Origin of the sequence: Desulfovibrio litoralis DSM 11393 (assembly GCF_900143255.1) — a bacterium.
GTDB lineage: Bacteria > Desulfobacterota > Desulfovibrionia > Desulfovibrionales > Desulfovibrionaceae > Frigididesulfovibrio_A > Frigididesulfovibrio_A litoralis.
In genome coordinates, this window is sequence record NZ_FRDI01000003.1 from 461,932 (window position 1) to 480,412 (window position 18,481).

General features: G+C 39.6%; 17 protein-coding genes and 1 tRNA gene. 16 read left to right on the top strand and 2 right to left on the bottom strand.

The window, feature by feature from the left end; genetic code table 11:
- The 6 genes from BT999_RS04675 (at nt 1) to BT999_RS04705 (ending at nt 4,924) form a co-directional block, all read left to right on the top strand.
- Nucleotides 1-642, top strand: coding sequence for a hypothetical protein (locus tag BT999_RS04675; RefSeq protein ID WP_072696596.1), 642 nt, complete (start codon nt 1-3; stop codon nt 640-642).
- 198 nt (nt 643-840) lie between these two features.
- Nucleotides 841-916, top strand: a tRNA-Thr gene (locus BT999_RS04680).
- 585 nt (nt 917-1,501) lie between these two features.
- The gene (locus tag BT999_RS04690) at nt 1,502-2,440 is read left to right on the top strand and encodes a hypothetical protein (protein WP_072696598.1); all 939 of its coding nucleotides are present in this window, start codon (nt 1,502-1,504) and stop codon (nt 2,438-2,440) included.
- A 68-nt stretch (nt 2,441-2,508) separates the two neighbouring features.
- Nucleotides 2,509-2,895, top strand: a complete 387-nt coding sequence (locus BT999_RS04695) for a hypothetical protein (protein ID WP_072696599.1) — start codon at nt 2,509-2,511, stop codon at nt 2,893-2,895.
- 437 nt (nt 2,896-3,332) lie between these two features.
- Complete coding sequence (locus BT999_RS04700; protein WP_072696600.1) at nt 3,333-4,271, top strand: hypothetical protein; 939 nt, start codon at nt 3,333-3,335, stop codon at nt 4,269-4,271.
- 125 nt (nt 4,272-4,396) lie between these two features.
- The gene (locus BT999_RS04705; protein WP_072696601.1) at nt 4,397-4,924 is read left to right on the top strand and encodes a hypothetical protein; all 528 of its coding nucleotides are present in this window, start codon (nt 4,397-4,399) and stop codon (nt 4,922-4,924) included.
- A 34-nt stretch (nt 4,925-4,958) separates the two neighbouring features.
- Here the strand turns inward: BT999_RS04705 and BT999_RS04710 are convergent, their stop codons facing one another.
- Nucleotides 4,959-5,828, bottom strand: coding sequence for a MurR/RpiR family transcriptional regulator (locus tag BT999_RS04710; protein WP_072696602.1), 870 nt, complete (start codon nt 5,826-5,828; stop codon nt 4,959-4,961).
- Nucleotides 5,829-6,095: 267 nt separating this feature from the next.
- On the opposite strand from BT999_RS04710, the gene BT999_RS04715 reads away from it, so the two are divergent.
- From BT999_RS04715 to BT999_RS04745, 8 genes are all read left to right on the top strand, one after another.
- Nucleotides 6,096-7,025 (top strand): tripartite tricarboxylate transporter substrate binding protein, encoded by a 930-nt coding sequence (locus BT999_RS04715; RefSeq protein ID WP_072696603.1) that lies wholly within the window; start codon nt 6,096-6,098, stop codon nt 7,023-7,025.
- A gap of 195 nt (nt 7,026-7,220) precedes the next feature.
- On the top strand, nt 7,221-7,670 hold the full coding sequence (locus tag BT999_RS04720; RefSeq protein WP_072696604.1) for a tripartite tricarboxylate transporter TctB family protein: 450 nt from the start codon (nt 7,221-7,223) through the stop codon (nt 7,668-7,670).
- A 45-nt stretch (nt 7,671-7,715) separates the two neighbouring features.
- Entirely contained in the window at nt 7,716-9,221 is a 1,506-nt protein-coding gene (locus BT999_RS04725; protein ID WP_072696605.1) for a tripartite tricarboxylate transporter permease, read from the top strand.
- Nucleotide 9,222: 1 nt separating this feature from the next.
- Nucleotides 9,223-10,602: an MmgE/PrpD family protein gene (locus BT999_RS04730; RefSeq protein ID WP_072696606.1), complete on the top strand. Its 1,380-nt coding sequence runs from the start codon at nt 9,223-9,225 to the stop codon at nt 10,600-10,602.
- Between the two features lie 30 nt (nt 10,603-10,632).
- The gene (locus BT999_RS04735) at nt 10,633-12,021 is read left to right on the top strand and encodes a class-II fumarase/aspartase family protein (protein WP_072696607.1); all 1,389 of its coding nucleotides are present in this window, start codon (nt 10,633-10,635) and stop codon (nt 12,019-12,021) included.
- Between the two features lie 29 nt (nt 12,022-12,050).
- A complete protein-coding gene (locus BT999_RS04740) occupies nt 12,051-13,430 on the top strand; it encodes a class-II fumarase/aspartase family protein (RefSeq protein ID WP_072696608.1) in 1,380 nt (459 codons plus the stop codon).
- A gap of 435 nt (nt 13,431-13,865) precedes the next feature.
- The gene (locus tag BT999_RS12700; protein WP_281246532.1) at nt 13,866-13,991 is read left to right on the top strand and encodes a hypothetical protein; all 126 of its coding nucleotides are present in this window, start codon (nt 13,866-13,868) and stop codon (nt 13,989-13,991) included.
- Between the two features lie 148 nt (nt 13,992-14,139).
- Complete coding sequence (locus BT999_RS04745; protein WP_072696609.1) at nt 14,140-15,432, top strand: L-cysteine desulfidase family protein; 1,293 nt, start codon at nt 14,140-14,142, stop codon at nt 15,430-15,432.
- Between the two features lie 360 nt (nt 15,433-15,792).
- Here the strand turns inward: BT999_RS04745 and BT999_RS04750 are convergent, their stop codons facing one another.
- Nucleotides 15,793-16,386 (bottom strand): YiiX/YebB-like N1pC/P60 family cysteine hydrolase, encoded by a 594-nt coding sequence (locus BT999_RS04750; protein WP_072696610.1) that lies wholly within the window; start codon nt 16,384-16,386, stop codon nt 15,793-15,795.
- Between the two features lie 148 nt (nt 16,387-16,534).
- Between BT999_RS04750 and BT999_RS04755 the strand changes: the two genes are divergently transcribed.
- Nucleotides 16,535-16,867, top strand: a complete 333-nt coding sequence (locus BT999_RS04755; protein ID WP_072696611.1) for a hypothetical protein — start codon at nt 16,535-16,537, stop codon at nt 16,865-16,867.
- 103 nt (nt 16,868-16,970) lie between these two features.
- The gene (locus BT999_RS04760; RefSeq protein WP_072696612.1) at nt 16,971-18,473 is read left to right on the top strand and encodes a hypothetical protein; all 1,503 of its coding nucleotides are present in this window, start codon (nt 16,971-16,973) and stop codon (nt 18,471-18,473) included.
- The last annotated feature ends 8 nt before the right edge of the window (nt 18,474-18,481 follow it).

Genomic DNA, 18,481 nt, shown 5'->3' on the forward strand with positions numbered 1-18,481 from the left:
ATGCCAAATATTAATAAAAAATTTTTCATAGGTTTAGCAATAGTACTTGTATATATTGCTTTATTCTTTGGATTCCCACAAAAAAGTCAATACTTAACGATTGAAGGAACTGCCCCGCCGGGCATGCTTATAGAAGTAGAAACCACTTTTGTTACTGTAATCTCTCCGTCGAGAGGCGACAGCTTAGGTGCAGACAAGGAAGAAAGAGTGGTTGGCTCAGCCTATCCCGATTCTAACGGAAAATATTCACTGCGTGTTGAGTTTTTACGAGAAAAAAATATTTTTCCTTTGATCGCAAGCAAAAATTACTCATACACAAGGCTCTATTTAAGTTTTCCTGAAGAGGGTTTGTACAAATATGCCAATTGGAGCCCCAAAGGTATTAAAGCCGCAGACATACTTGATTCAGAAGACCCTAATAACATTAGCGAAACCTTGTCTTGCCAACCTATAGAGTTACTCGGAGCGCTTAGCTGGGACTGTCAGCCACCTAGTCCTTTGAATAGGAAGATGACTGAAATTATGGATCTTGGAGAGCTAAGAGTTTATAAAAATTCAGAGTCTTTTACTTTAAATATACAAGTTCCAAACAAAACAGTAGAAAGCCGCCAGCCATTTTTTTACCCGCCAAGGGCATGGTAGGGGCGTTAGTTAAAGTAATAACGCAAAGTTATTGACAAAAATAAAGAAAATAATTAGCCTGCGAACATAAAATATATTTGTCGCCTAATAAGAAATTAATAAGACACTTTCTCAAACATAAAACAAGACAAGCACAGATCGCTAAAACCAAAGTCGTTTATAGTTTTATTTGATAAAAAATAATGACTTGAAATAATTGCCGAAGTAACTCAGTTGGTAGAGTAACTGATTCGTAATCAGTAAGTCGTGGGTTCAACTCCCATCTTCGGCTCCATTAATAAAGGAGATGCTTGTGCGTCTATTACTCATCATGCTTCAAGTAATAGGTATTTGTATTGCATATATGATTGGCAATGTACTAATGATCTTGATCTTATGTTCGAATGCGGTTCTTTCATATATTTTTTTCGCTATAAGCTTGCTGATAATAGGTTGTTGTACCTTTTTTTATTGTAACCTCAGCATACAACACAGGCGTATCGCATGGCTCTTTTTGTGTGCTTTACTCGCCGTCTATGCTTTTTCTCCGTTGGCCCATTATGGGATACCTACCAAAGAATACGTGAATACCAGCCCGTCAGGCAAGTACCGGGTGGAATATTATACACCGCACTATTGCCCTTACGCATTCTTTGCTTACCGAGACGCATTTTTCATCAAGGTTTACAACAATGAGCAGGAGCGGTACGTGTACACCAGCGACTTGGATGGAGGGAATGCGATGTTCCCTATCCTATGGGGTGATGGAATTACCGTCAGTTACGGAATTTCCGTTCCTGCCGACAAACTAAACTAACACCGTGTAGTTAAATAATTGTATAATTGACCAATATTTTAATTAATCAATAAAGGAACTTCTATGCGTCTATTACTCATCATGCTTCAAGTAATATCTCTTTGCCTTGCCTATATTATATTCATAACACTAACACAGGGAGTAAGCGGTTTTTTCGCAGGCGGAGGCGGAGCGGGAGGACCAGCAGCTATGGCCGTGCCTATATTTATGCTTATTCAACTCTTACTTAGTGGGTTTATTATTGTTACCGTAATATTGCCGTTCAGTATGGTATTTTTAGGCACTTTACTGTGTGCGATTGCCTGTGGTATCAGGTTTTTGCGTTGGACACGCTGGGTGGGTGTTGTAATTAACTTGCTCGCTATCTTTTATATTCTGTTTTTTATGCAAAAAGACGAAATGGGCTTGAACGCAAGCCACTTTGTTATTGCCAGTTATTTTCTATTAAATATCGTTCTTTTTTTTCGCATACCCCGCTGGCCGAACATTGAAAAAAGCAGAAAAGTAATCTGTTTTTCTCAGATTTTCCTGTTAGGTATTATTATGTTGCCTTTGTGGGTGCTTGCGGTGATTGCGGTTATTCAAAAAGAGGATTTTGATGTCTTTCTCGCTATGATCTTGCTGACTATCCTTTTTTGCCCATCTTTCTATTGTAATTACCGAGTATGCAAAAACTTAACGCTCAATGGCGATGCAAAACGCCTTATTCTGCCTGTTATAGTTTCCGCTATCAGCTTAGGGCTTTTTGTAATGACTATCCCCTTGTTCGCAGTACCTATTTTAATAAGCTTTTTGCTTATGCTCGGTTTATGCGAATTACTGGTGCTGTATTCGGGAGAATTACCAACTGAAAAAAACTGGCGTTACTATCTGGTCTACCTACTGGGAGGAACAAAGTCTGAACAAAAAGAAAATGTTCTATCGTTTGCACAAGGGGTAGGCGGACTTGTTGGTGAGCAGTTAGAAAAACACAAAAACAAAAAAAAGAATAAAGACAGCTAGATATATATACTGAAAGAGTTTTAAATAAATGTGATGCAGCTAGCTCTGGTCAAGGGAGTACCCTGTTTATGAAAAGATGGAATAAAAGAAGAATTTTAAAATGGGGACTCATAGTTGCTATTTTGTATATATTAGGATTTACCAATCTCATTAATAATTTTGCATTTTACATAATGGATCCTGAGTATATAGTCCCAAAAGAATCCTCTTTTATAAGTTTTCGTGTAACAATTATGAATCCCGGTTCTGGAGATTGGTGGATATATGGCGAAGACAAAAAGAACTATTATTACTACTATGGACTTGGGAACTATGCTGCCATTTCAAGAGAAAATACTTGCCCTAATTTCAAAAAGCTAGATTACAGGACATGGTGTGGTGTGGATATTTTGCCCCACAATGGATACCCAAATGAAATATCAGATAAGTATAAGGGGGAATTGGTAGAGGATTAGTTATTTTTTACTTTGTTATCTGGCTACAGCATTTTGGGAAAGGGAACACATTTTTATGAAATGAAATACAATGATAAAAAAAAAATCATTATAAAAAATTAATACTGAGCATTATATGCGTAATTACAATTAGACAAACATATCAATAAAAAACAGAATAAAGACAGCTAGATATTTTTTATGTAGGCGAACATCTATCTTGCAACATAAAAAATATGTGCAACGTAAAAGCTTATAATAACAGACAATAAACCAAGAAAACTAAACAATGCCAAAAAGATTGTATACACTTAAAGTAAGCCTCGTTAATTATTTAGTTATGGCAATAGCGTGTGGCTCTTTATGGGTAATGTCATTAATGTTTTCCTATGTAATATTAACCCAAAATATAAGCGGTCGAGAGCTTTATATGCTATCTACTATGCTTAGGAGTAAAAATGAGTTCTGAGAAAAATTCGGTTTGCTATGCATCCACTGCATATCATCCAGGCAATGTAAATTCTATGCCTTGTGCAACAAACAAGTTTTATACTTACAAAGAGGCAACTAAGGATCATAATTTTCTTCCATGGGGGCACTACCTGAACCGGGAGCCTGCCTCAATGCTGGAGTACCGCCCCCTTGAGCAACCTTTTTCTTGCCTCAATAAGCTAAGCTTTTCCGTACACATGTGGCATATTGACAATGAGATACTGTACTATAAGCTACCGAATCCCTTGTTGCTTGCTTTTTATGCTTTTTCTTTGCAAACTATTGGGGCAATAATTTATATCTTCTGGCTGGGTATGTCTCCATTCACTGCTAATGGATTCGTAGCTCTAATTTTAACCATCGGTTTTTTGGGTTTAGTCTTCTACGTTTTGCACAAGTATTTATCATTCCCCTCCAGAGTAATATTTAATCGATTAAATGGTACAATTACAGTTAAAAGAGCATTCCTACCCGACAAAACCACGATATTTATATACACTGACGCTCTATTTAAAAAACCAACGAGACAACATTCTTTTTACAATGGCGGTTGCGTAAGTCGTTATATAACTCCATCTCTAACTATTTCTTTTATCTGCCCGGCAGCGAATACCGGCATTGTATACCTTCACTGGCAATTTCTTCAACGCTTTATGGATGTTAGCCAGCCTCTGCCTGATATCCCTTATCTGGAATCATTTCGCCACCTTGACCCCACCACGGTGGAACATGATAAGACAACTAATCGACCAGAACGTTACTGGCGGGATAAGACACCAGAAGAAATTAGTGCCATGGCAAAAAAACTTGCCGAAACAGAGGAAAACATCACGCCCATATGGCCCTGCACGCTGGCACCATTCATTGAAGGGCGAGATCCGAATAACCCGGAAATACATTACTAAACTAAAACATGCCCTATCTATGCTTTTTTTCTCTCCCGGCAATGCCTAAAGTTGCATCAAGTATTTTCAACTATTATAGCGAAATAATTCTAGCTAAAAATTTATCCTGCTAAGAGGTGAAAACAATGTCAAAAAGATTATATACACTTGAAGTCAGTATCTATGATCATGTAGTTAGTGCAATAGCGTGTGGCTCTTTATGGGTAATGTCATTAATGTTTTCCTATGGAATATTAACCCAAAATATAAGCGGTCGTGAATTTTATATGCTTTTGGCTGGTTTACTGTTGTTTTATGGGATGGCAATTTTTACATCATATACGACTATTAAACAAGCGTTGCATAGAGTTACGCGGTTAAATCTTACTTCTGATGAGCTTCAGGTAAGATACAAAGATGGAAAAGAAGATATTTATCCTTTGGCGCTTTATACCTTCTTGCTATTTGAAGCTTGTTCTCCAGCAATCGGAGCGGGAGCTGATTACGACAACTACAACCAATCCTCTCAATGTATGCTATTGACAATAACTTTGTCTGTTAATACTGATATTGATAAAGACAAAAATTCCGAAGAAGTATATATTTCGAATACTCAAGAAGAAGAAATGAACATCTTGTATGAAAAAATAATTGCGGCTCAAAAAGCATTATAAAGAAAAATTCTAGCTAAAACAGAACCTTATCTCGCTAAAATGAACCAAATAAATCAAACAAGTTTTCAATATCTTCAAGTCTGCTTTGCATATGTTTATCACTCGCCGGAGCAATAGAGGCGATCATACCCTCAATTAACGCCATGCCGGCTGCCCTACTTGAAAAAACCGTGTGTTCGCCTTCCGAGGGTGCTATTATATGAGCCGAAGACATAGATAGCTCTGTGTTGCTAAACTTATCAGTCAATAACACAACGGGTTTGTTAGTTTTATGAAAAAGCGAGACCGCTTTTTGTGTTACGGAAGAAAAGCGATAAAAAGAAATCGCAAAGAGTGCCGAATTTTTTTCAATACCTGCCAAGCGGTGTGGCAAGGTGCTAATATCACCGTCTAAAAGGGTAACGTTGCTCCTGATATAACGCAACAACAAAAACGCCGTATATGCCAAGGCATAAGAAGTCGCACAACCCACGATATAAAGATGAGTTTTTTTATTCCCAAGAATTTGAGCGGCAAGGTTTAGCTGTTCGATTTGGTTATCTTTAATTGCCTGTCTAACATTACGCCCCACCTGTTCCATATGATTATAAATATTATGAGCGGGTTGATCGGCTTGCTTCTCTTTAGCAATAGCGTAACCAAGCGGAGAGTTTAAAGCCAAACGTGCATCGGCTCGCACATTTTTCAGAAAATCAGCAAAATTTGAATAGCCAAGCTTACGCACAAATCTTGTAACAGTTGATTTTCCAACATTCGCCTTTAAGCTTATTTCTTCTATATTAGAAAAAGCAAGATCAGAATAGCTTTGTTCAAAAAAATCTACCAGTTTTTTTTCACCGGCGGTAAAACTGTGTTGTTGTGATATTCTCTGCAATAACAGACTGGATTGTATGTTTTTTATCATTCTTAAAATCTACATTTTTTTTAAATTCCAAGCAAGCAAAAAACTTTATACCACAATAAATAAATCATTTTCAAAAGAAATACTTAAAAAATAGTTGACCCACTCAACACATTTTGATACTTTTTTTTCAAGAAAAGAATTGTTTGAAACTTTTTTGCCAAAAAATAATGCTTTTCGATATTCCTCCCGCGTACTATAAAAGGCTAAAGTATTTTGCGTGCCTTTAAGGCAATATAACTCAACGTTTAACCTTGATTGGAGGCTTTTATGAAAAAGATTCTCGGAACTCTTTTACTTGCAGGACTATGCTTTGCCAGCACTGCTCTCGCTTACCCCGACAAAGATGTTAAGGTCATCGTACCTTTTGCACCGGGTGGCGGCGTAGACGTTACCGTAAGATTTTTGGGAGAGGTCGCCCCTAAATACCTTAACGGGAAAAAACTTATCGTAGAAAATATGCCCGGTGGCGGTGCGGTTATCGGACAAACAGCCGGAGCTAAAGCCAAACCTGACGGCTATACCGTTCTCGCTTACACTTCTTCTGTTGTTTCAAACCCGCTTCAAAAACAAACCAGCTATACACACGAAGATTTTACTCCTGTAAACATGTATTGCTTTGACCCTGAAGTTTTGGTTGTTCCCGCTGCTTCCCCTTTCAAAACTCTTAAAGAGTTTATTGACGCTTCCGCCAAACAAGAAATCACTATGGCAACTCCGGGACATTCAACTTCTCACCATCTAGCAGCCATTTTGCTTGAAAAGAAATTTGGCAGCAAGTTTGGTTATATCCACAGCGACTCAGCCTCTAAACAAGTTACCCAACTTTTGGGCGGTCATGTCGAAAGTGCGATGATGGCTTATGGCGAAGTAACCAGTTATGTAAAAGACGGTTCAGTAAGAATTCTTGGTCTTATGAGCGATGCTCAATTTATTGGGGCTGAAAATATCCCTCGTTTTTCAAGTGTTGGTTTTGACCTTGAGTGGGGTGCTTTCCGTGGCTTGGCTGTTCCTAAAAAGACTCCTGCGGCTACTGTAACAATTCTTTCCGACGCCTTTGAAAAAATGGCAAAAGACCCTGTTTTTGTTGAAAGAATGAAAGAATCAGGCTTCCCTATTCAAGTATATAACAGCAAAGAATTCTCAACGTATCTTGAAGAAGTCGCTAAAGTATACAAAGAACTCTTAACAACAAAATAATATATAATTAAATTAATAGTTAACGATTCCATCGTGTTATCTTAAAAAACTCTGTGGAATCGTTAACAAAAAATATCTTCTCAACTTATTCAAACTGTTAAGACACCTCTTATAACATTTTGTCTTAAATACAGACTAACATGCAACAACGAGCCGAATTTACTCGGCTACAGAGTTCCAACACCAGGAGTTTTTATGATAAACTGGAAATACGACCTGCTTTTAGCCGTATCTCTTTTCGCCATTGGACTCGCTTTTTATATAACAGGCAGTGCATACCCCGCAACCCCGTTCTTGTTTCCTTCTTACCTCACAGTTTCTTTGTGTATTTTATCGGTAATTCTTGGAATTTCAGCCATACGCCGAAGCAAAGAAGACGTAAGCTCAAGCAAAATTGAATGGCACAAATATAAAGCCCCGGCTTTTGTCGTTGCCCTTATGGCCGCCTATATTGGCGTAATGGACTATATTGGCTTTCTTGCCAGTGGCTGTTTATTATTGGCAACTTTTTATATCGGAATGGGATTTAAAAATAAGATCCTTGGAATAATCTTAGCGATTGTAATTACTGCAATTGTATACGCTATATTTCATATTGCCTTGGAAGTGTCCCTGCCTATCGGCAGTCTTTGGGAAACAGAATAAATATAAAATTTCTTTTCTGTATCCAAGTATATAAGGAAAAACGTTATGGAACAAATTTTTTTGGCTCTTGGCTCTATATTTTCTCCCGACGTACTCTTAGTTCTTTCTCTCGGTGTCTTATTAGGACTGATTGTAGGAGCTATCCCGGGATTAAACGATACCATCACTCTTGCCGTTCTTGTCCCCGTTACTTTTAGCATGAACCCTCTTTATGCCTTTGCTCTTTTAGTCGGAGTATATTGCGCCGCCTGTTACGGAGGTTCGATTCCGGCTATTCTTTTAAAAATTCCCGGAACTGCCTCATCGGTAGTTACAACAATTGACGGTTACGCCATGGCAAATAAAGGCGAGGCCGGTCTTGCCCTTGGAATTTCGACAATAAGCTCTGTTGCCGGCGGTGTAATCAGTGCTATTGTTTTGGTCTTTTTTGCTCCGACTTTGGCAAAATACGCCTTGCATTTTGGACCTCCGGAATATTTCGCCTTAGCTGTTTTAGGTCTTTCTACTGTTGCCGGTATGTCGGGAAAACACCTTTTAAAAAACCTGATTGTTTGTGTTATCGGGCTTTTGATTTCAACAATAGGAATGAGTCCTCAAACCGGCTTCCCCCGTTTTACCATGGATTTTCTGTTGCTTTATGACGGAATACCTTTAGTTCCGATGTTAATAGGACTTTTCGGGATCTCTTCCGTACTACACATGGTCGAAAGAATGAGTGCTGAGGCAACGGAAGCCAAGCATGTATTACCTATCACTATTGGAAAAACCCTACCTAGTTTAAAAATGTTATTGGCTTTAACCCCGACTATTCTGCTCGGAAGTGCTATCGGTACAATTATCGGAATTATTCCCGGAGCAGGAATGCTGATGGCGATATATCTCGCTTATGACCTTACCAGAATACGTTATTCAAAACTTGAATTTGGAAAAGGCGAACCTCACGGGGTTGCTGCTCCCGAGTCTGCCAATAACGCCGTGGTTGCGGGTTCTATGGTTCCGCTTTTGGCTCTTGGTATTCCCGGAAACTCGACCTCTGCTTTATTCCTCGGGGCGTTAATGATTCAAGGTCTTAGACCCGGCCCTGCTCTATTTACCGAACACCCTGACGTTGCTTATTTTATAGTTGTGGCTTTTCTTATCGCCAACTTGCTTATGCTCCCTATGGGTCTGGCGTTTGGGCGTATAATTGCCAAAATTATCTTTAAAATATCTCATGTTTTGTTAAGCGGAACAATTATCCTTCTTTGTATCACCGGAGCATACGCCGTTGGTCTTGACCCTTCTTATATTTGGGTTGCCGTTATCTTTGGTGCTTTGGGATATATTATGGATAAAACCCATCTACCTCAAGCTCCGCTTGTTTTAGCAATGGTACTCGGACCTGTTATGGAAATCGGCTTTGAACAAAGCCTTGTCAAATCTAAGGGCAGTATGATGATCTTTTTCCAAAGTTCCATCAGTCTTGCCATGCTCGGCATAGCCGCTCTGTTTATGTTAGCCCCGCTTTATACACCGATTATAGCAAAAATGCGTAACAAATTGGACAAGTAAAATGGAAACTCAACACAGTGCCGCCGTTTCTTTGGCTGAATGGGTCTGTAATCTTAAGCTTGACGATGTTTCCGAACAAGTAGAGGAAAAAACTCGCTCATGTATTTTAGATTGGCTTGGTTCGGCTTATTCAGGAAGCATTCACCCAACGGCACAGCTTTATATAAACTTGGCAAAAGATATGGGCGGATTGGGAAAAGAAGCCATTATCGGAAAAGAAGAAACCTGTTCTTTGCCTATGAGTATCTTTGTCAATGGAGCTTTTGGTCATATCAGCGAAACAGACGACGGCCACAGAGCCTCAATTATGCACCCCGGTTCCGTGGTTGTTCCTGTTGCTCTTGGCTTGGCTCATTTGGCTAAAAACCCAGGAAAAGCGTTAATGGAAGGGGTTATCGCCGGCTATGAAGTGGCTATTCGCGTGGGCGAGGCTCTTGGGCCGGGACATTACGCCAAGTGGCACACCACTGCCACTGCGGGAGTATTCGGAGCCGCAGCCACAGCCGCAAAAATGCTTGAGCTTTCAAAAGAACAAGTGGTTTCGGCTCTTGGGATAGCAGGCACACAAGCCGCCGGTCTTTGGCAATTTTTGGACGATGGTTGTTTAAATGCTAAACCATTTCACCCCGCAAAAGCCTGTTTTGACGGATATATGTCAGCAATAGCCGCAAAAAACGGGCTTAGTGGGGCATGGCGGATTTTTGAAGGTAAAAAAGGTTTACTCTCTGCCCTTGCCTCTCCGCCTCTTCCTGAATACCTTACAGCCAAGCTGGGTGAAGGGTTTAAGATCATGGAAGCCAACTTTAAGGCATATCCGACTTGCGGACAAACCCATTCCATGATCGACGCTTTAGACCGCTTATGCCTTGAGCATCAATTAACCCCAAAATCAGTAAAAAGTATTTCGGCTAGGGTATACGAAAGGGCTATGCAAGTTGCGGGTAACCTTGACCCTAAAAGCTTAGAAGAAGCAAAATTCAGTATTCCTTTTTGTATGGCTTATAGGCTTGTACACGGAGCTATACCTTTTAGCGGGCTTGATGAACATTCTGTGTCTGATGCCGAAGTGCGTGCCGTAATGAAAAAGATTTCCATTGTGGTTGACCCTGAAATGAGTGCCGGTTTCCCTGCTGCTCGTCCTTGTGTTGTGGAAATAACTTGTAACGACGAACGCTTACTTTCATGTCGTAATCTTTATCGTAAGGGAGACCCCGAAAGTCCCATGTCTTTTGAACAAGTAGCCGCCAAGTTTCGAGACTTGACTCAAGTTGTTCTTAGCCCACCTGTTGCGGAAAAAATAATACAAGTCTCTCGAACTTTACCATTTATAACAAAAAAAGATCTCGATGCTCTTTATTCTCTAACCAAGTTAACGTGCTAATTATAAAAAGTTTATTTTCAAGGAGAAATTATGCGTAAAAATACTATTCATATAATTGACTCGCCATATTATGAACATATTTATGGTTCAAAAGAAATGAGTCAGGTTTTCGATAGCCGCAGACGTTATCAACGTTGGCTTGATATTGAATCTACCCTTGCCAAAGTTCAAGCAGATTTGGGAATCATTCCCCGTGAGGCGGCCGAGGAAATAAATAAAAAAGCCAAGCTTGAACTACTTGACGAAGACTTTATCAGAAAACAACTCGCTCTTACAGGGCATTCACTCATGCCTCTTTTAAAGGCTGTGCAAAAGGTTTGCGATAAGGGGCTTGGCGAATATATTCATTACGGACCAACCACTCAAGATATTCAAGATACTAGCGCCGTACTCGAACTTAGAGACGCTACCAACATTATAGCCAAAGGGCTTATTGAAACCGAAAAGTTACTCTTACCTCTAGCAGAAAAATACGCAAGTTTTCCTATGGTCGGACGCACACACAACCAACACGGTTTGCCGATTACCTTGGGGCTTAAATTTGCGGGTTGGGCAGCAGAAATACGCAGAGATATTGAACGCTTAAAAGATATGAGCAAGCGTCTCTTCGTAATTATGTTACACGGCGGAACAGGCACAATGGCAGGACTTGGCGATAAGTCATACGAAACCGTCGAAGCCTTGGCGGCCGCCCTTAAACTCAAGATGCCCGCCACTGGTTGGGGTAGTTCAAGAGATTCCTTTGCCGAATATCAAAACGTACTCGGAGTAATTTGCGGAACGGTCAGCCGTATCAGCAATGAAATTTATCAACTTTCACGCACGGAAATAAACGAGCTTCACGAACCTCTGGGAACGGAATATGTCGGAAGTTCCACAATGGCACATAAGCGTAATGCAGAAAAATGTGCTATGAACGTGGCGGTCTGTCGCATTGTCATCAACAACGCGTCTTTAGGCATGCAAAGCATGATGAGCGAACATGAAAGAGATACCAGAGCTTGGCGTATCGATTGGCACAGTCTTGCCGAATCAAGCGTTATGACCGCCAGAGCTCTTGAAACCTTAAATAATATCGTATCAGGGCTTGATATTAACGAAAACGCCATTGTGGCTAATTTAGAAAAATTGCGTGGTCTACTCTTTTCAGAAGCCGTAATGTTTTATCTTGCCGAAAAACTTGGTAAACTAACAGCTCATGAAGCGGTGCATGGTGCTGCCATGCGTGCTCAAAAAGAAGGGCTACATTTTAAAGAAGCCTTGTTACAAGACCCGAAAATCTCAGGGCATGTTACAGCGGACGAACTAGACCACATTATGGAATATTCAAGACATATCGGAACTTCAGTTCGCCAGGTAACAGATGTTATAAATGTTGCTAAGGCTCTTTCCACAACAGACAAGGAACTGTCGGCATAAGTACGCCGTTACATATATAGGAGAACATCATGTCCGCACATATTATGGACTCGGATTTTTATCAAAATTCTTGGAGTACAGAGGAAATGCGTACTATTTTTAACGCCGAAGCTCGCTTTGAGCGTTGGCTTAAAATAGAAGCCGCCTTGGCAAAAGCTCAGGCAAAACTCGGTATTATTCCCGAACAAAGTGCAAAAGCTATCAGCGAAGCCGCTGATATTTCAAAAATAGATTTAGAAGCCCTCGCCGCTGAACTTAATCAAACAGGACACACCCTTGTTCCGTTAATTAGAGCAATGCAAAAAAATTGTGCCGATCAACACGGCGAATATATTCATTATGGCGTTGCTACTCAAGATATTGAAGATACAGGCCTTATTCTTGAAATGCGTGAAGCTTACAAGATTATTTTTTCTGAATGTCTGAAAATGGAAAAATTACTGGCAGTGCTTGTAAAAAAATATCGTGATACCGTAATGATGGGTCGGACGCATAATCAGCACGCTCTACCAACAACACTCGGGCTTAAACTTGCCGGAGTCATGGCAGAAATGCGACGCAATATCGAACGCATGAAAGAAGCCCGTAAACGCATGTTTGTTTGTATGTGTTTTGGCGGTGTGGGAACTCAGGCTGGACTTGGTGAAAAAGCCACGGAGGTTGCAAAGGAATTTGCTAAAGAACTTGGGCTTGCCGTTCCTGTTACCAGTTGGACAAATTCACGAGATATTATAGCTGAATATCAAGCTCTTTTAGCTTTTATCTGTGGAACTATTTCTCGCATGGGTAACGAGCTTTATCAACTTTCTCGTACGGAAATATTGGAATTGCACGAACCTCTCGGTGATAACTATATTGGTTCTTCTACCATGCCACATAAACGCAATGCCGAGGTTTCAGAGTTTGTCGTGGCACTTTGTCGCATAGTCATAAACAATGCACAATTAGGATTTCAAGGCATGATGAGCGAACATGAACGTGATGCCCGTTCTTGGCGACTTGATTGGCACGGAATACCCGAAAGCAGTATGTTAACGGCTAAAGCCTTAGGTGCAATCAACAGCCTTTTAGACGGCTTACAAGTTTACGAAGACAATATAAAAGCCAACTTAAATATACTGGGTGGTCAGGTTTTTGCCGAAGCCGTTCTTCTTAAAGCAGGGGCAAAAATCGGTAAACAAACGGCTCACAAAGCCGCAATGGAAGCCGCCGCAGTTTCAAGAGAAAAAGGTATTAGCTACAAAGAGGCGGTCTTAAGCTCGCCTGTATTGGGTCCATGCTTTACTCCCAAAGAACTTGATGAACTTTGTGATTATAAAAAATATATCGGCACAGCGGGACATCAAGTTGATGAGGTCTTGGCTTTAAGTCTTAAACTTGGAAAAACTGATAATGAAGCATTAAGTTAAAAATAAAATAAAACTTTTTTATTGTTTTTGCTCTGCTTATCTGTGGAGCAAAGACTTTAAACACGCCCGCAAAATCTTATCGCTCTTGCTGAAAAGATAAAGGGTACCTTGAAAACCATTATTTTACCAACAATTAATCGGAGAAATATATATGAACGCCGAAACCATGCAACAAATGCTTAACTTGTTGCACTGTGGCACATCAGGCTGATGAGGTCTTGGCTTTAAGTCTTAAGCTTGGAAAAACTGATAATGAAGCATTAAGTTAAAAATAAAATAAAACTTTTTTATTGTTTTTGCTCTGCTTACCAGCGGTGCAAAGACTTTAAATACGCCTGCTAAACTTAAATTTTACTTATAGAAATATTATATATCTATCTAAAAACATTTAACAATTATTATTTAACCAACAATTAATCGGAGAAATATATATGAATGCCAAAAACATGCAACAAATGCTTAACTTGTTGCACTGTGGCACATCAGGCTGATGAGGTCTTGGCTTTAAGTCTTAAGTTTGGACAAAGCGACAAAAAGCATTATATTTTAAATATAGAATAAAGTATTTTAGCCTTTTTGCTCTGCGAAAGTGGAGCAAAGACTTTAAACACGCCTGCTAAACTTAAATTTTCCCCATGGAAATACCATATATCTATCTAAAAACATTTAACAATTATTATTTAACCAACAATTAATCGGAGAAATATATATGAACGCCGAAACCATGCAACAAATGCTTAACTTGTTGCAAAAAGAAGTCGTACCTGCCCTTGGTTGTACCGAACCAATTACCGTTGCCCTTGCCGCAGCCAGAGCCGCAAAAGAAGCAGGTGGAACGCCGGAATCAGTTAAAGTCGAGCTTAGTGGAAACGTACTTAAAAACGGAATGAGCGTCGGAGTTCCCGGAACAGGCATGACAGGTCTTGATATTGCCGCCGCCATTGGTGCAATAGGCGGTAACCCCGACCTTGGACTTGAAGCCTTAAGAGATATTACACCGTCTCAAGTAGAAGAAGCAAAAAAAATGCTCACAGACGGAAAAATAAGAGTAGAACTCAGTCAATATAAAGACCCTCTTTTTGTGGCAGTTAGCGTAAAAAGCAAAAACCACACGGCAACAGCGATTATTCAAGGTTCTCATACTAATTTGGTAAAGGTACTTAAAGACGATAAAGTCGTCTGGGAAAAACCTGAAGTGAGTACAACAGCTTCCGCCCAAGATAAGTCTTTTTTAAATCTTAAAAGTATTTACGCCTTTGCAACAGCAGTTCCTTTTAAAGATATTGAGTTTATCCTTGAAGGAGAACGCCTGAATATGGCGATTGCTAAAGAAGGGTTAAGCAAACCCTATGGTCTGCAACTCGGCAGAACTTTACAAACAAATATCAGTAAAGGACTTTTAGCAGACGATACTTGCAATTATGCTTTAATGCTTACTGCCGGTGCGATTGATGCACGCATGGACGGGGCTATGTTACCTGTTATGAGTAATTCGGGCAGTGGAGATCAGGGTTTAACTTGTACCTTGCCAATAGTTGCTTTCGCCGAGCGTTTAAAAGCCGATCGAGAACAACTCGCCAGAGCCTTGGTTATGGGCAATCTTGCCGCCATACACGTTAAACAATTTATCGGGCGTCTTTCTGCCCTTTGCGGAACGACTGTTGCCGCCATTGGTGCTTGTTGCGGAATTGTTTTACTTATGGGCGGAAAAGAACAAGAAATGGCTCGTGCCGTAAACAGCATGATCGGAAACGTTACAGGCATTATTTGTGATGGTGCCAAAAATAGCTGTGCGTTAAAAGCAAATTCTTCGGTTGGTGCCGCCATTTATGCTGCCATGCTTGCCATGTCGGGGCTTGGTGTTACCGGTAAAGAAGGCATTGTTAATGACGATGTGGAAGAATCTATCCGCAACCTTGGACGTTTAACCAAAGAAGGTATGGCAGAAACCGATAAGGTAATTTTGGATATAATGATTAAAAAAACCGGCAAAACAGCGTAAATTCATTAAACGTAAATTATTATCCGTATCTTGTTTTCAGGATACGGATTTTTTTATAATATTTAAGCCACAGTTTTTAAGACAAAAAATTACAACGCACCTGAATCAAAGACAATACGTCCCCAATGATACATTTGTCCGGGTTTTATAATAGGAGGAATCGGGTTTTGCATTTTTATTTCAAAGGGCTGATAAGCCTTTATTACAAGCTCGGTACAATAATAAGGTAATTTTGGATATAATGATTAAAAAAACCGGCAAAACAGCGTAAATTCATTAAACGTAAAATATTATCCGTATCTTGTTTTCAGGATACGGATTTTTTTATAATATTTAAGCCACAGTTTTTAAGGCAAAAAATTACAACGCACCTGAATCAAAGACAATACGTCCCCAATGATACATTTGTCCGGGTTTTATAATAGGAGGAATCGGATTTTGCATTTTTATTTCAAAGGGCTGATAAACCTTTATTACAAGCTCGGTACAATAATAGCGTTCAGAACTACCTAAACCAGCTAACCCACTAAAATCATAACTTTTTCCTATTAGACTTTGAGCTTTTTCAACGGCTTTTCGGGCTTTTTGCGGGTCGCTCGCAAACATTGGACGAATAACCATAACTCTGGTGCTTTTATTGATAAAACTTTCTAAAGAAACAGCCTTAACGCCATCAACCCCCGTTGACTCTATCACTTCTTTCTTGTCTGCATCATAAATTCCGGCATGAGACAAAGGCATATCAGTAAGACTTGCCACAAGATTATCGCTTAAATGAGTTCCTCTTACAACAAGCCAGTCGCCATTTTGCAAGACTTCATTAAGAGCCAATTCATGTTGACTATATTTCAACCTATCAGATTCAGACAAAGTTTTTTTAACAGAACAAGCAGAAGACAAAGAAAAAAGTATCATAATAAAAAAGTAAAATATAAGGCGTAGATATTGTGTCATGATTAACCTCTTACAATAATCTAAGAACTATCTTGATGTGCCGATAAAATCAAACAATAAAAATTCAAGAATACCCCTTGCTTCTGTAATAAAAGCTTGATAACAGCCTTGTAAAATGAAGCAAAAAATGTCAAACGGAGCAAAATCAATGAAGTTATTCGCCAAAAGTTTGAAAGTTATTTGGATTCTTTGTTCTCTTATCGTGCTTGCTGTTACTCTTTTTTACGCCTCGCCAAACACACCAAACGATATTTTCATTTTCCTTTGGTATGGTATGGGCGTTTTGACTTTTCCAAGCAATTTTCTTGTAGCAGGACTATTGGTTGGTTTGATTTTGATTGAAGAACAAACCGGAATACAGTTCCTTACTGATTCAAATTATGTGGGTTTATCGAGCTTTTGGTTAGCTCTTTTTATTGTCGGATATATTCAGTGGTTCGTCTTAGTGCCTTGGCTGTGGCATAAAATAAGAAAACGTTGACTGATTTTAAACGGTTTTCGCAAAGTACCCAATTACTTTTTATTTTTCAGCCTATATTTTACAACAAGTCTTAGTAAACAATAAAAAAAATCGCAGGTTATAGATGCAAAGCTTTTTCATTTTTTTGTCTCTTTTTTCTTTGATCAACTCTACCCCACTCGACTCTTCTGTTGTCGCTAATAAAGATGTTTTTTATGCTGTTGTTGATGAGCTTATTGATTATGATGCACTTTCTGAGGCCGTTATTTTGGAATATTATAACGGCGAGCCGGAAAAACAAAAAAAACACCCAGGGCTATATTCACGCTTGGCGAGTGCCTTGGGTTATGAAAGCCTCAATTTTACGCTAGAGACTGACCCTAAATGGAACTGCGAAGATGAAGAAGGCGGCTGGACTGCCGACACTTGGGAATATGCACTAGATCCTAGCATGTCATTTTGCCCTCTGCCACCAAGGTTTGACCCAAAAGGTGAAATCTTCGTGGCAAAGCGGGGAAAATCTATCTATATTGTACGCAACGGGGTAGCAAAACGCCTAGGGCCGGCAACTTTTAATAACAGAGAGTCGGTTTCTCGGGTAATTGTGGCAGACATAGATTTTGACGGTGAACCTGAATTTTTCTTAATGCTTGGCTTTGGTACTGCCGGCGAGTTTTATGGGCTTGTTGATGCTAATGGAAGCGATGCTCCTCTTAAACGCCTCTTTGCCCCATATTTAGAAGAAGTTAATTATTTTGATTTTTTTATAAGCAAGCAGAATATGATTTTTGACGGTCTAAGTTTTGACAAAGAAAAAAGAGTTATCCGCCTTGGCTCTGGTGGAATTAATTCATTTACCCATCGTGAATTTACATTTAAAGACGGAAAATATTTTCTCTCTTCGGCAGGTAGAGCGGTAAGCGGAAAAGACAACACCATGACCCTTGCGGTTGACTACACAGTAAACACAGAAGGCAAGGCTATCAAACGCTCTGCTACAACTCCCGGAGACGAAAAAGCTCCTCCCATGTTGCTTTTACGCAATACTAATTATTTTGGACAAAACAACGCCACACTCTGGAACAACCCAGAATGCATAGCCTTGCGTAATGGTGATATATCTGTCTATCCCGATGGGGTAAAAGAGTATGAAGACCTGCTCAACGTGCCTTTTAGCCTTGGTGGAAAACTCGGTACAATACCGGCAAATACTTGGGTACAGCTTGAAGATGTCGCTTGGATTGAAGAAAAAGACGAAGAGCAAAACGAAACAAATAATACTCTCATATCAGGCATGTGGTGCAAAGTATCTTTTCCCATAGCTCAAGCAAATGAGCCAAACAAAAAAAATAATATAGACAAAAACCAAAAATCAACACAAAACATAAAACAAAGTGGCTGGATTCCTTGTTCAAATATCCTTCTTAACTCAGAACCAATTACAGTTACAATAAAAAATGTTCTTTCGTCTCTAGCACAACCCGAATTTTCCTGTCAGATGGATCACTTTTACATAGACGAAAGCCAAACAAACGCAGAAGGCGAATGGCTCCACCTTGGCGTAACTCAAAGCATTGCTAACGGCTGGATTTTACGCAAAGAACTAGAAGGAAAAATAATTTGGTAATAAAAAAG